This window comes from Photobacterium nomapromontoriensis (assembly GCF_050336815.1).
Classification (GTDB): domain Bacteria; phylum Pseudomonadota; class Gammaproteobacteria; order Enterobacterales; family Vibrionaceae; genus Photobacterium; species Photobacterium nomapromontoriensis.
Genome location: NZ_JAKJSL010000049.1, coordinates 14415 through 28410, shown reverse-complemented (window position 1 = coordinate 28410; position 13996 = coordinate 14415). Strand labels below are relative to the sequence as shown.

10 protein-coding genes are annotated in these 13996 nt (G+C 42.9%); 4 read left to right on the top strand and 6 right to left on the bottom strand.

Annotated elements, in window-relative coordinates:
- Positions 1-331 precede the first annotated feature (331 nt).
- Together L4D12_RS20275 and L4D12_RS20270 are read left to right on the top strand one after the other, a co-directional pair.
- Positions 332-550 (top strand): hypothetical protein, encoded by a 219-nt coding sequence (locus L4D12_RS20275; protein WP_428449651.1) that lies wholly within the window; start codon positions 332-334, stop codon positions 548-550.
- A 128-nt stretch (positions 551-678) separates the two neighbouring features.
- Positions 679-1152: a DUF2947 domain-containing protein gene (locus L4D12_RS20270; RefSeq protein ID WP_428449650.1), complete on the top strand. Its 474-nt coding sequence runs from the start codon at positions 679-681 to the stop codon at positions 1150-1152.
- Positions 1153-1273: 121 nt separating this feature from the next.
- Here the strand turns inward: L4D12_RS20270 and L4D12_RS20265 are convergent, their stop codons facing one another.
- From L4D12_RS20265 to L4D12_RS20250, 4 genes are all read right to left on the bottom strand, one after another.
- Positions 1274-3283 (bottom strand): diguanylate cyclase domain-containing protein, encoded by a 2010-nt coding sequence (locus L4D12_RS20265; RefSeq protein WP_428449649.1) that lies wholly within the window; start codon positions 3281-3283, stop codon positions 1274-1276.
- Positions 3276-3842 carry a YfiR family protein gene (locus L4D12_RS20260; protein WP_428449648.1) on the bottom strand — a complete coding sequence of 189 codons (567 nt, stop codon included), beginning with the start codon at positions 3840-3842 and terminating at the stop codon, positions 3276-3278. Before L4D12_RS20260 ends, L4D12_RS20265 begins: the two co-directional genes overlap by 8 nt.
- Complete coding sequence (locus L4D12_RS20255; protein WP_428449647.1) at positions 3842-5962, bottom strand: TonB-dependent receptor plug domain-containing protein; 2121 nt, start codon at positions 5960-5962, stop codon at positions 3842-3844. The genes L4D12_RS20260 and L4D12_RS20255 overlap by 1 nt, the downstream gene beginning before the upstream one ends.
- Positions 5963-6307: 345 nt before the next feature.
- Positions 6308-7135 carry a pirin family protein gene (locus tag L4D12_RS20250; RefSeq protein ID WP_428449646.1) on the bottom strand — a complete coding sequence of 276 codons (828 nt, stop codon included), beginning with the start codon at positions 7133-7135 and terminating at the stop codon, positions 6308-6310.
- A 233-nt stretch (positions 7136-7368) separates the two neighbouring features.
- Between L4D12_RS20250 and L4D12_RS20245 the strand changes: the two genes are divergently transcribed.
- Complete coding sequence (locus tag L4D12_RS20245; protein ID WP_428449645.1) at positions 7369-8838, top strand: bifunctional NUDIX hydrolase/phosphatase PAP2 family protein; 1470 nt, start codon at positions 7369-7371, stop codon at positions 8836-8838.
- A 151-nt stretch (positions 8839-8989) separates the two neighbouring features.
- Positions 8990-12058, top strand: coding sequence for a D-2-hydroxyglutarate dehydrogenase YdiJ (gene ydiJ / locus L4D12_RS20240; protein WP_428449644.1), 3069 nt, complete (start codon positions 8990-8992; stop codon positions 12056-12058).
- A gap of 93 nt (positions 12059-12151) precedes the next feature.
- Here the strand turns inward: ydiJ and aqpZ are convergent, their stop codons facing one another.
- Both aqpZ and L4D12_RS20230 read right to left on the bottom strand, forming a co-directional pair.
- Positions 12152-12847: an aquaporin Z gene (gene aqpZ / locus L4D12_RS20235; protein ID WP_428449643.1), complete on the bottom strand. Its 696-nt coding sequence runs from the start codon at positions 12845-12847 to the stop codon at positions 12152-12154.
- 87 nt (positions 12848-12934) lie between these two features.
- Entirely contained in the window at positions 12935-13819 is an 885-nt protein-coding gene (locus L4D12_RS20230) for a LysR family transcriptional regulator (RefSeq protein WP_428449642.1), read from the bottom strand.
- Positions 13820-13996 lie beyond the last annotated feature (177 nt).

Below are 13996 nucleotides of genomic sequence, written 5' to 3'. Positions count from 1 at the left end.
TCTGTCTGTGGAATCGGATTCTTGCATCGTTATTCCTACGGAGGATGCTTTAGATTGAGAGTTAACGTCATAAATGATAGTTGTTACGTATTTTGAATATAAAAACGAAATTTTTATTACAGCCGTGCTTATTGTAATTCAGAGGGTTACGTGTATGTCTGATTCAACTCTACTGATGAGATAGTCGAGTGTGTAACTAACACATTGATATGATGGCTTTTTAAAGTTGGTGAGCGATAGCTGATGATGATGACAATTTGATGTCAGAAAGTTGACGATTTTCTAGACAACTTCTATTTTTAGTTGGGTTTAACTGACTGAGGTGTGAAAGATGAAGAAAATGAACTCGACATATCGTTTGCAAGTCATTAAAGAGATCGCGACCCGTCGGCGCTTGACATCTCAGGGGGATCTTATGGCCTGTCACATTTCACAGTTGCTTGATGGGAACCATGAAAATAAACCTGTTGTTGAGAAACACTTTACTGGCTGCCACTATGATGACAGTGTCGGAGGATGGGTAAGTAACTTGTGGGATCAGAAAAAGTAGGGTGTATTCCCAAGCTACCTCAATATGCTCGCTGAACCATGTATCTTGAGGTAACTTGGGCATAATCACTGGCGCAATGCGATCGACTCAGGTACATTTCTTATCGTCTTATATTTTTTGGTCGATACATGAATTACGTAGAGTTAGACAGTTATTCACGAAAGTGGATTTTTACCCATGCTTCAATGCCTGTTGAAGAATCAGACTTGGCCTTGATTAAGCCATTTACTCAAGCCCGTTCGGCTCAGATTTGGAATGAGCATATTAGTAGCCAAAGTCCAAGTGCTGATCACTTTGCCAAAGGTGATTGGGCATTTGACGACAAAGCTTGGTCTGAGGCGCATGATTGGCAAGTTGCATGGGATAGTGATGAACCTGAACTTCCCGAGGCGCTGTTGGCTTTCATTGACTGGGAAGATAATACGACAGTTTTCTTCTGCTACGAAAAATACAATGTAATTGAAACTAAATGGGGTGTATTTAAGCGGAACTGGAAGAACTTCTTGTTTTTTGATGACGGCCCTATCCTCATTGGCCGAAAGAAAAAGCAAGCGGTGTGGTTTAGCACTAAAGGAACCTACCAGCTTGGCCACCGTAATTAAGCTTGTGATCGTTGGTCAGACCCCATTGATATTGTGATGTGGGGTCATGTTTAACGAGAGCGATCATTGTCACTGGCTTAGGCGGTTATACATTAATAATCAAAAATTATTTATGTTGGTGTTACTTTGGTTGCTCTTCGTCTTTACGGTTGTATTCGATTATTTGTCCTTTACCAAGCAATTTTGCCTCGTACATTGCTTTGTCAGCTCTACGCAGTATGTCATCAATGTCTTGTTCATCCTTAGCATTGACGTAATAACAGCCAATACTGGCACTCACGGACAATGTTTTATCGTTTATTTTCATTGGTTCGCAGATCCGTTGGAACAATCGCTGACAGGTTTGTTGAACGGTGATGTATTGTTTAACGGTCGAAAGTAAAATAACAAATTCATCACCCGCTAAGCGGGAAACCATGTCACTGTTACGTACTGTTCTTCGTAATTTTTCGGCAATGATCTTCAGTACTTGGTCGCCAATATCATGGCCGTAATTATCATTGACGTCTTTAAAGCCATCCAAATCGATAAACAGTACTGCAAAGATTTCATGGGTTGTTTTTTGCTGAGTTAATGCGGTTTGTAGAGCCTGATGAAGCTTAACGCGATTCGCAAGGTTTGTCAGTGGATCATGGTTAGCGAGATGTTCAAGTCGCTTCATTTCTTTGCTTGAGCGTAGATCTGAAGCAATAACGACCGTTTGTTGTTCTTGATTATGCATATTATTGATTTGATTAATACGGACAAATAGCGGCAGTTGTTCACCATCAATTGAGTAGGTGTGAATTTCACCGTGCCACTGGTTGTCGATATCCAGAGCAGAATCGATATCTTCACGAATGTATTCAAATTCAACTGGATCAATAAATTGTAAGAAATGCTTACCTAAAATTTCACGCTCATTATAGCCAGTTAGCCGCTGGAAGGTTGAGTTCACCATCGTTATTTGGCCGTCCAGCTCAAGAAGTAAGATTGAATCTTGACTGTTATCAAAAACTTTTGCGGCCATTTTTTGCTGTCTTTCAGCTTGATGGCGTTCAGTGACATCTTCTACGGCAAATAACGTTTGAGTTCTATGGCGTAAAGGACGGCTGACAATTTGATATGTTCTGACACCGCCTGTGTATTGGTTTCCGTCAATAAGTAGGTGATTGAGTTCATCACCTTTTGCCAAAACATTATTCAGTATTTGTTGAAAAGCATAACGGTCAACAGGTGCGATAATGTCAATGAGAAATTTACCCATCAGATTGTTGATGGGTTGGCTGAAAACAGGATAACAGGATTTATTGGTTAAGGTGACTATCCCATTAGTGTCAACCACAATAAGGGCATGTTGTACCGTTTCAATAACCTCATCAGCAAAGGCTTTTTCTTCTCCTAGTTCATTCATGGCTTGACGTAGCTCATTATCTCGCTGACTGATGGTTTCTGCCATCGTATTGAAGCCGCGAGTGAGTTCATACAACTCATCGTTGGCGTATTTACCCTGCGGGATAGGCTGATGTTTATCACCGATAATGATCCGACGCATTCCGCGTTTGAGCTGGGTAATGGGATTGACAATCCACAACTGCAATCGGTTGATAATATAGACACTGGTGCCAGAGAGTAGCAGTAATAAAAATAGGCTAATTTTTAAGTGGTTAATACGTATATCTTGTAGTGCCTGAAGTGATACTGCAATGTGGATATGCGCAATATTTTCATCATTGAGCATAACGGGTACGATAATGTAGAGCATTTCAGCACCAAACAGATGGCAATTTTCAATAATTTGCTGCTGTTGTTTGGGAGTAGGGTGAATATAATTAAATGCGGAATTTGTATACTCTGCAAACCCTTGGTGATCGGGTAATTCAAGCCGTGCTTTTACGATTAATGTATCTGCTTTGAGGGTGGTCAAAATGTCTTGAGCAGAGATAGCATCGTTAAACAGGACTGGGGCGACAAGATTCATGCCGACGCCTGTAGCCAAAATTTCAGTTCGGGTTAACAGGTTATCTCGTTCTATGGCTAAATAATTTTGGTAGCTGATCAGCTGGAAGCCAAGGAAGACCAATAAAATAAAGCTCATAATAGGGATAGAGAGCCGTTGATTAAGCGAGAGTTTTTCAATCCATTTACTCATGGCGGCCTCCTGCGTTAACGGGGTGTGGTGTATCTAAAATTGCAATTTTAAGTAATTGTGAACTGACTGTGAGGGACGCTTTTTCAATATTTGCCAGTGATAAAGCGGGTTTAATTTGTTGGTTCAGTTTGCGTAACTCTATCATGCCTCCGCGATTGAGTGTTTCCGAGCTGTCACTAACCGTGAGCAAGCCTGAATATTGCGGAATGGTTTGTAATATTTGCAGTTTGCTTTCTGTTATATACAGAAGGTCACATTCCAGGCTGGCTTCAGTCAAATTAATCATCGTATGAAGGCGTTTGCTCTCTGATCTACTAATGATTAACTTCTCTAAAGTCACGGTAGTGCTATCACGACCAATCGCACATAGCATTGGCGTTGTCACCGTTTTATGATCCCATCGGATGAAGTTAGCAAGGCGGTAGATATATACCGCTTTGATTTGATGCTCAGCAAAGCTTTGGTCTGTTGAATTAGCACCATAAGCGGAAACGCTGGCAAGTGTAAGGATACTTGTCCCTATTATAATCAATAAGTGATAGGCGTAGCTTAAGTTCATTATTGAATATTCCAAGATGCTCTTAAGAATACCGTCTCATCGATATAAGCTTTATCGGTTAGATCTTGGTAATCATCTTTATCAATAGCATCGATAATTAATTCGACTCTTGGCCAGTTCTGTTGTTGCTGCCATGCTAAGCGCATATCAATCGTACTGATTGATGGTGCGTCGAAGTATGTACTCTCAGAGGTTACAGCGCTCTTGTGCTTATACCAAAGATCAAGCTGCCAACCGGGTGCGAAACTCCACAAGCTTTGTAATGAGACTAGATGCGCAGGCTGGTTATTGTACTTTGTTTTGTAACCAGAAGGGGATGTAGTGTCACAGCTAACATGGCCTGAGCAGGTGGCATCGGTTCGGATATAGCTATAGCTGGTATTAATCATGACGGTATCGAAAGGCGTCCAGCGAATAGCGGTTTCAAATCCATAAGTGTCGGCATCTAGTGCATCACTATAATTCTCTATAAGCGCAAACATCTCAAGCGGTAATGTTGAACCGTCATTGCATTGCCCATAAATACAACCCCATTCACTGTTTCCTTCCATGCGAAGGTTTTTGTATTGGCTGTAGAACAGAGTGCTATCGATGTTTAATGACGATGAAGGGGTATAGCGGTGACCCATATCAACTGTTGTCACAGATTCGTTTTTTAGCTCTTGATTGGCAGTGGTATAAACAACCGTAGGTTTGCTGTCAATGGGCAACCCCGTCGGCTTGTCGATGATAGTCACCGTGCCAAGGAAATAAGCATCTGTCTTGGTGTCAACAAAGGACGGTGTCACGACGGCACGCCCAGCCCCAGCCCAGAACTGTTGTTCATCATTGTATCGGTACAGTAGTCGTGCTTGTGGTTGGAATTCGACGGTGTCATTGAGGGAGAAGTATTCGATTTTCCCTCCCAGTGTAGAGGTAAGCTTATCACTGAGCTGAGATTCAAGCTGGGCATAACCATTTACGATAATGTCAGTGCCTTTTGGATCACGGCTATAGCGGCCCCATGGTTCAACATATGAATAAAAATTGTCCGGGTAGGGTTCAGTGCGGCGATGAATAACCCGAACACCACCGCCGACAGTGAGTTCATGCTGGTGATTTAGCGAAGTATGGGCAAGTGTATCGATATCGAAGGTATAAAATTCACCTGCTGCAGACGGTTCATTTGTGGAATTAGTATCCATCCACATATGCAGTTCATACTGGGTGTCGTGATGTTGCTCAAACCAATCTATGCTCACATACGCACCGCGGGCGTATATGTTGATATCCGTTTCGTTGAAAACATTAGCTGGATCACTATAGAAGTTCATGTAGTACCAGTAATGCTCTGATCGTGTTTGGTAGCCTCCTACCTGAAACGTTACTTGACGATGGGTTTCTTCATAGTCTGCTCTTATACCGCCACGAAGGTTTCGCCAGTTATCATCTTGACCTAGATAGTAATCCGCATTAACGCCCTTGATGAAAGCACGCGCAGTTAACCTGTCATTAATTCTGGCACCATAGCGGTAGTTTATTTCTTGATAGTCACGTTCGCCATAAGCCACTTCGGTGTAATGCCCTAAGGTATCACGGCTATTTTTGGTAATAATATTAACCACGCCATTGGCCGCATTGCCACCCCACATAGTGCCAGCTGTTCCTTGGATCACTTCGATTCGAGCAATATCTTCAAATACGGTATCAACGGTATGCCAGAACGTTCCTGACATCAGTGGGCTGTATACACTACGGCCATCAATCATGATCAGTAATTTATTAAATAAGACCTCGTTTAATCCACGTAATGAAACCTGCCAATTAAACTCTGAAATACGTGTAACTTGTAAACCAGGGGCGAGTGATAGCGCTTCAGCCACTGAACGTACACCGCTACGGCGAATTTGTTCATTGGTAATAACGTAGACTGCTGCTGGTATTTCATTGATTGATTGATTTTTTTTTGCTACTGATGTCACGCTGATATCAGCATTTGACAGTTCGTCAAGGCTCATTGACATCAGGCGTTCAAGCTCATCAACACTTGCTTGCGTGGTCGCACAGGTAAACAGAAGCAATATCGCTATTTGTTGACCTAGTGGTGATCGCTTGGAGTGGTGACAAACAGGGAATGACATATTTCAGGAAGTCCACATTTAAGATACGCACTTATTTTACCAAATAAATGGATAATTCCTTCTAATTTACTTATATGATCGGAGTGGAAATTAATTTACCAAATACCTAAAAGGTATTAAATTGGCTTTCTAAAGTAGGTTGAATATTATGGTCTGATGTTTATCAGGTAAAAAAATGACACCTTATATGATAAATTTCTCATAATGGAGAGTGAATAGAGTTGAATAATAATTTATGAGTTAAAAATGACGCAAAATTTAATGAAGAAGCGTATGTGTTCACCCAGAAAATGAATTATTTGAAATGTGACTAATATCACTAATCCAATGTTGTTTATGTCAAAATTATTTTTTCAATACCATAAGATTTGCAATGATTTGGGTGGATTTTGACATATTTTGTGCAGATGAATGAACAGAAGATGCTGAAGTAAAGAAGGATTGGTTCAGTGGCTCTCCAACAATAACAAACATTCTAGCGGCAATGTGACCGGTTCGAATTTCAATCGGTAGCGATGATGGGTATAGCGTTGCCATTTGATGGTGATGAAGCTGGCTACCACTAATATAAACACAACCAGACTGAAGATAGACAAATCCTGTCGTTTGATTATTATCTGGAATAAAATGCCAGACATCATAGGGAGCAATCATTATATCTAAGTAAGTAATCGGGTTGCTGTAGTGTGCTGGACTGATTGCTCCTTTATAATTTCCCACGATGACTTTGGTAATTGTATTATTTTCTTCGAGTAAAGGCAGTTGACTGGCTTTGATTGTACGACTGAAGGCGGATTTCATTTCTGATGTGCCGGCAGGTAATGCTGTCCATAAACTAAATGACTCAGCGTGCCCATTTTGCGGGGTCATTACATCTTTGTGAATAATACCATTACCTGTTGTCATAATATGAACATCACCGCTCAAGAGAAGGTCATGGTTACCGGTTGAATCGTGGTGGTTTAGTTTGCCAATAGTGGGATAGCTGATAGTATCAATACCAGAATGGCCATGATAATTTAATCCTATCGCGCTGTGGTTAGCTTTTACGGCGAAGTGATCCCAAAGCATGAAAGGATTAAGTTGCTCTATCTCGGAATTGTCAATAAAGGCCGTAAGTAACCCAGTTCTTTTGCCAAATCGAATTTTATGTACACTTCTTGTCTGTCCCATGGCTGGCCACCAAAACACGATCATTATTTAGTTATTCTATAAATATAGAAGTGATCATCGATTAATCGATAGAAACATTAGATGTAGCATTATGGCAGAGTAAATGAATTTTCAGTAAGTCGTTTAAAATTGTTATCAACGCTTAATTCTTTCAATGGCTTGGCGGCTTATCTGCTGGTATTATTCGCCGCAAAGTACATTGAAAAATTAATTTGTTAGCGCAGGTGATAAGGATGGAAGTCTTCCGTTGGTGGAGTGTATTGTGGCTATGCTTTATGAGTGGCTGGGTATCTGCCAGTGAACCTGTGTCAAGATCAGTTGATTCACCCAATATAGTGGGTGCTGTTTGCGTTATTCGCCACGGTAACCAAATGGTGGTGCAGTCTGAGGTGATCACCCAAAAATTTTCACTACCCGGCGGATATATTGATAAAGGTGATACGCCCCAGCAGGCTGCTGCAAGAGAGGCGTTAGAAGAGACGGGTATCGATGTGGCGGTGGGACCGCTAATCCAATATCGTGGACATGCCGCTATTTTTGCCTGTGTTGCTAAATCGCCTATATTAGTATCGTCATATCCCGATCAGCGCGGTTTCTCTATCGTGGCATCATGGTTTTCACCTCATTTCTCGACAGAAATTGAACGTGTTTATTTAATTGATCCGGATGATATAGATGCCAGTGAATATCGATATGATAAGGATGCTAAATTATTACCAGCTTGGCTTGAAAAAACACCAGAAAGTGACATTTTAGTATATGAACGGCTTGATGATCAGGCTAATATTCTTGACCAATTCGAAATAAGAATGATTGATAACTTTCAGAATGCGATTAAACAATGGTCTCCGCGGTCTCAGCATTTTTTTGATATTTTTGTTGCAGTGCTAAATATGCCTGGTGAAGCATGGTTTATCTGTATATTATTGTTATGTGCCGTGAGTTTTTGTGGGCAGCGAATATTTCTTGAATTATTATTTTTTCTATTATTATCATTATTTATATCATCGTTACTTAAGCATGTAATGGCATCACCAAGACCCTTTTTTATTGTTCCTGAATTGCAAAAAGTGGCGGCCTATGGTTTTGGTTTTCCAAGTACTCATACATTGTTGGCAACATTATTATGGGGAATGTTGTGGCATCGACTCAGTCGGCAATTAGTCTTTAGTCAGAAAGTACTCTTAGCCAGTGTGGCATTGCTACTGATGCTCGGCCAAGGCATGGCGAGAGTATGGTTTGGTGTCCATTTTGTCAGTGATGTTATTATTAGTATCATGCTAGGATTGATCATTATTTCAGCGTTGAATGTTTGGCGGGCGTATGAACGTTCATCCCTGCAAGCTTGCCTGAGTAATCGATGGTTTTGGTTTTTTGCCACAATGGCGGTGGGTATTGTGATGAGCTATTCAATGGCACCATTTCATGTCTATATTTTTGCCATAATGCTAGGCGTTTTTCTCTCTGTCGAATATTCAGTGCAAGTTGATATAAATCAACCGTCACTATCATGGCAAAAGTCATTGGTGGTTTGTGGGGGCATTACGGTTGTTTTAGCCGTATTATATTGGGGCTTTTATTATCTAGCAGCACAGCAGACGGTTAGCTTAATTGTATTGACTATTAAAGGGATTGGCTGTGTCATCATGACTATGTGGTTGTTAGCTGGGTCGGCTTGGATAAAGCAAAAACTATCGAGCTAGGTTGGTCTTTATGAGGTTGTTCTTAAGCGGTTGATTTGATGCTTCACATCACACTTTTTTTCCCTTCACTGGTAGGGTAAAGTGTTTGTATAACCTGAATTAGATAGGCCAGTTGTCGTAGGAAACGGCAGTAGACTGGACAAGGAGAGCAATGTTACCTGCACTGACATATCAAGACAGCACCGATGATGTGGTTATGTCGTACCTGCAAACGCTGAAAAATGCGGGCTTTTGCGGTGATATCGAACAAGCATATGCCAGCCGTTTAGCGGTAGCGACTGATAACAGTGTTTATCAGCAAATCCCTCAAGCGGTTGTTTTTCCTAGGCATACGCAAGACCTGATCACACTAGGTAAAACAGGAAAAAACGATGAGTTTTCTGTTATTACTTTTTCCGCCCGCGGTGGGGGTACTGGCACTAATGGGCAGTCGTTAACGCCAGGTATTGTGGTTGATATTTCTCGTTATATGAATAATGTGCTGGAAATCAATACAGCAGAAGGTTGGGTGCGTGTTGAAACCGGGGTAATAAAAGATCAGCTTAATGATGCATTACGGCCTCTAGGTTTCTTTTTTTCACCAGACCTTTCAACCAGTAACCGAGCAACAATCGGTGGAATGATTAATACTGATGCATCCGGGCAAGGATCGCTTAAATACGGCAAAACCTCTGATCATGTTTTATCACTAAAAGCGATATTGGTGGACGGCTCAGTGCTGGAGACCGAGTCTATTGGATCTGATGTGATTCAGGCTATGCCAGAACAGCCAACGTTAGCCAATCAGGCGCTAAAGGTTTCAGAGCAAGTTTGCCGTGAAAAACGGCGACAAATATTAGCAAAATTCCCACCCTTGAACCGTTTTTTAACGGGATATGATCTTAAGAATGTTTTTGATGAGGCCGTAAATCAGTTTGATGTGTCGCGTTTATTATGCGGTGCAGAAGGTTCATTGGCGTTTATTGCTGAAGCTAAGCTCAATATCACCCCAATCCCCAAAGCTCGCACATTGGTGAATATCAAATACGATAGTTTTGATTCGGCGTTGAGAAATGCCCCCATGATGGTTGAAGCGAAGGCACTGTCGGTAGAAACGGTTGACTCTCGGGTACTGAATTTAGCCAAACAAGACATCGTATGGCATACCGTCAGTGATTTACTGAAAGATGTACCGGGTAAGGAAATGCTTGGCATTAATATGGTCGAGTATGCCAGTCAGGATCTTGACGAGAATACGGCATTGGTTGATACGTTGTGCCTGTGTCTTGATGAGATGATAGCGAAGAAGCTTAATGGTGTGATTGGTTATCAGGTGTGTCATGATCTGGCAGGGATCCAGAAAATTTATGCCATGCGCAAGAAGGCGGTGGGTTTATTAGGTGCAGCAAAGGGCAGTAAGAAGCCGGTTGCTTTTACTGAAGACACCTGTGTCCCGCCTGAGAATTTGGCTGATTTTATTGCTGAGTTCCGAGATTTGCTTGATGGTCATCACCTTGATTACGGTATGTTTGGCCATGTTGATGCTGGTGTATTGCACGTGCGCCCTGCACTGGATCTTTGTGATCCTGAGCAAGAAAAGCTGATGAAGAATGTGTCAGATCAGGTTGTTGCATTAGTCGCTAAATACGGTGGATTAATGTGGGGAGAACACGGTAAAGGTTATCGTTCTGAGTATGGTCCAGCTTTTTTTGGTGAGGAGCTGTTTACCGAATTACGACGGATTAAAGCTGCTTTCGATCCTGATAATAGGATGAATCCGGGTAAAATCTGTACCCCACTTGGTAGTACGGCAGCGCTGGTAAAAGTCGATGGGGTTAAGCGTGGTTTCTATGATCGCCAGATTCCAGTAAAAGTACGCGATAGTTTTAAGCAGGCGATGGAATGTAATGGCAATGGCCTGTGTTTTAACTATGATACCAGTTCGCCAATGTGTCCATCGATGAAGATCTCAGCAGATCGGCGCCACTCCCCCAAAGGCCGGGCTGGGCTGGTTCGTGAGTGGCTGCGGCAGCTGGCTGAGCAGGGTATTGACCCTATCGCGCTTGAAAAAGATCTGATGGACACATCGCCAACGGTCAAGCAGATCATTGATAGGCTTAGGAATAGTTTCGGTCAGAAGCGTAAGGCATATGATTTCTCGCATGAAGTGATGGAGGCAATGAATGGCTGTTTAGCGTGTAAAGCCTGTGCCAGCCAGTGCCCGATCAAAGTTGATGTGCCTAGTTTCCGTTCCCGCTTTATGCATATTTACTACAGCCGTTATCAACGTCCGGTGAAAGACTATTTGGTCGCCTATGTTGAAAGTTATTTACCCTTGATGGGAAAAGCGCCTGCGACGTTTAATGCGCTTATGCGGCCTGCATGGTCAAAAAAATTGACTGAGAAAACTATTGGCTATGTTGATATGCCTGCGCTATCCGTTCCCTCCTTGGCCGAATGCCTAGATGGTCATCATGCCACCCGGTTTGACATGCTGTGGTTACAGGCGCTTTCCTCCCGAGAGCGTCAAGAGTATGTGTTGATTGTACAAGATCCATTTACGAGTTATTACGATGCTGATGTAGTGCGTGATTTTGTGTATTTGGCGGATAAGTTAGGTAAAAAACCGATACTCGTGCCGTTTAAACCCAACGGTAAAGCTCAGCATATCAAAGGATTTTTACGCCAGTTTGCCAAAACCGCGAGGAGTACGGCTGAGTTTCTTAACCAGCTTGCTGATCTGGGTATTCCGCTGGTGGGGGTTGATCCGGCATTGGTGCTGTGTTATCGCGATGAATATAATGAGATTCTGGGCGATAAGCGAGGAGAGTTTCAGGTTCTGACTGCCCATGAGTGGCTTGAGCCTATGCTGGAAGTACTGCCTGAATATACACTACAGGCTGATGATTACTGGTATTTGTTTGCCCACTGTACTGAAAAAACCAAGTTACCCAATGCGGAAAAAGAGTGGGCCGCGATTTTCCGTCATTTTGGTGCAAACCTAATGCCTATTTCAGTCGGTTGTTGTGGGATGGCGGGGACGTTTGGTCATGAAAAAGACAAGCTAGAGATGTCACGTGGTATCTATAACCTGAGTTGGCAGCCAAACTTAGAGCAGTTAGATCCTGAACGGTGTATGGCGACCGGATACTCATGCCGTAGTCAGGTGAAGCGTCTTGAACATATTAAGATGAAACATCCTGTACAGGTATTGCTGCGGATATTAAGTGTTCGTCAGTAATTTACCGCGTTATATTTTCAAGATCATTGGTTAGATACAGGTATAAAAAATGCGGCAGTATGCCGCATTTTTTTTACGTGCTGAGAAGCCGTATTAGCTATCTTCATTGGGACTTAGCCAGCGGTATAACCATCCCGCTACGAGTGCTCCTAATATTGGAGCAAGCCAGAATAACCACAGTTGGGCCATCGCCCAGTCACCGACTAAGATAGCGGGTCCCGTACTGCGTGCGGGGTTTACTGAGGTGTTGGTTACCGGAATGCTGATAAGGTGGATAAGGGTAAGAGATAGCCCGATAGCCAAGCCAGCCATTGCAGGAGTTGCCAGTTTATGTGTTGCGCCTAAGATCACAATTAAGAACATGAAGGTCATGACCACTTCGGTGATAAAGCCTGACATTAAGTCATATTTACCTGGCGAGTGTTCGCCATAACCATTCGAGGCGAGGCCATTTGCCAGACTGAAGCCATCTTGCCCACTCGCAATGAGATAAACGATATAAGCGCCCGCTATGCCGCCTAATACTTGAACCAGAACATATGGCAACACTTCGCTGGCAGGAAAGCGACCACCAGACCATAATCCGACAGTCACGGCAGGGTTAAGGTGACAGCCTGAAATATGCCCGATGGCATAAGCCATCGTGACAACGGTTAAGCCAAAGGCCAGTGCGACGCCAAGAAAGCCGATACCAAGTTCAGGGAATGCCGCTGATAGCACCGCACTACCACAGCCGCCCAATACCAGCCACAATGTACCAATAAATTCTGCTGCTAACTTCTTGATCATGACTCACACACCTTCAGCCCCAATATTGAGCAGAGTATAGAGTGCGCAGCGTTTTGGTATTGCCTCATTGGTGACACAACATCAAAGTCAATTAGATTCTTCGTCTAAATAGTCTTCTAATTGAGTTGCTAGCCAATGAGTTAACGCACCCTGATGGCTATTTTTACCGTGAATAACACCGTATGGCTGCCATTTCATTGCCTGATAATGGTTGAGTACTTTAACCGTACCGTCACGCAAGTAGCTATTGATCAATACTGATGGGACGTTAGACCAGCCTGTACCATCAAGAACGGCGTTACGGAGATGCTCATAAAAGGGCAGAGCAATATAGTTGGTTGAGGTCGGAGAAACGGCTTTTAATCCTTCTTCGTCAACGACAGCTAAGGCAAACTCGGTATAGCGAGCCAAATCCGAGCTGACCACTTTGCTTAATTGACTCAACGGATGGGTATAGTGAACAACAGACATCATCCGAATTTGTCCCAGTTTTGTGTGGTAGTTATGGGGCAGGCTGTCAGTATTCGGTAGTAAGCAATAAGCCACATCGACCATATTGAGTTCGACCATTTCAACAAGTTCAGGAGGCGGAGCCATACAGATAGAAACGCTGGTGTTGGGAAATTGCAGGCTCATATCGTGCACTAATTGACGCCAGAAGGGTTCGGGTAATGCATCATCTCGGGCGATACGCAGCGCGGATTCGACCCCTTTGAGGTGCTGGCTACATTTGGTTTCAATGTCTCCTGCAATCATTAAAATGCGTTCACAGTCATTTTTTATCGCTTCACCAATCGGCGTAAGTTGAATCTGGTTACCTGAACGTTCAAGAAGCTCCACACCAAGTTTATCTTCTAATGCGCTGATCGACGAGCTGACGGTTGTGCGGCTTTTATCGAGTTTGCGGGCGGCTTCGGCAATCGACCCGCTTTGACTGGTTTCAAGAAACATTTCAAGCTGGCTAATTTTCATCGTTAGTACTCAAAGTAAAATGGGCTGAACAGCCAGATACCACTGTCTATGCAACAGCAGAGTGTAATACTCAGCGACGAGTTTGTCGTCGCTCAGCGATTATAGTAATGCATTCAGAGCCGTTAATATAAGGCGTAAGTTAAGAATTAAAACAAAAACTGACGAAAATAAAGTCAG

Excerpts from the sequence above, each read along its gene's own strand:
- L4D12_RS20275 (WP_428449651.1), top strand. The coding sequence starts at position 332 with ATGAAGAAAATGAACTCGACATATCGTTTGCAAGTCATTAAAGAGATC.
- L4D12_RS20270 (WP_428449650.1), top strand. The coding sequence starts at position 679 with ATGAATTACGTAGAGTTAGACAGTTATTCACGAAAGTGGATTTTTACC.
- L4D12_RS20265 (WP_428449649.1), bottom strand. The coding sequence starts at position 3,283 with ATGAGTAAATGGATTGAAAAACTCTCGCTTAATCAACGGCTCTCTATC.
- L4D12_RS20260 (WP_428449648.1), bottom strand. The coding sequence starts at position 3,842 with ATGAACTTAAGCTACGCCTATCACTTATTGATTATAATAGGGACAAGT.
- L4D12_RS20255 (WP_428449647.1), bottom strand. The coding sequence starts at position 5,962 with ATGTCATTCCCTGTTTGTCACCACTCCAAGCGATCACCACTAGGTCAA.
- L4D12_RS20250 (WP_428449646.1), bottom strand. The coding sequence starts at position 7,135 with ATGGGACAGACAAGAAGTGTACATAAAATTCGATTTGGCAAAAGAACT.
- L4D12_RS20245 (WP_428449645.1), top strand. The coding sequence starts at position 7,369 with ATGGAAGTCTTCCGTTGGTGGAGTGTATTGTGGCTATGCTTTATGAGT.
- ydiJ (WP_428449644.1), top strand. The coding sequence starts at position 8,990 with ATGTTACCTGCACTGACATATCAAGACAGCACCGATGATGTGGTTATG.
- aqpZ (WP_428449643.1), bottom strand. The coding sequence starts at position 12,847 with ATGATCAAGAAGTTAGCAGCAGAATTTATTGGTACATTGTGGCTGGTA.
- L4D12_RS20230 (WP_428449642.1), bottom strand. The coding sequence starts at position 13,819 with ATGAAAATTAGCCAGCTTGAAATGTTTCTTGAAACCAGTCAAAGCGGG.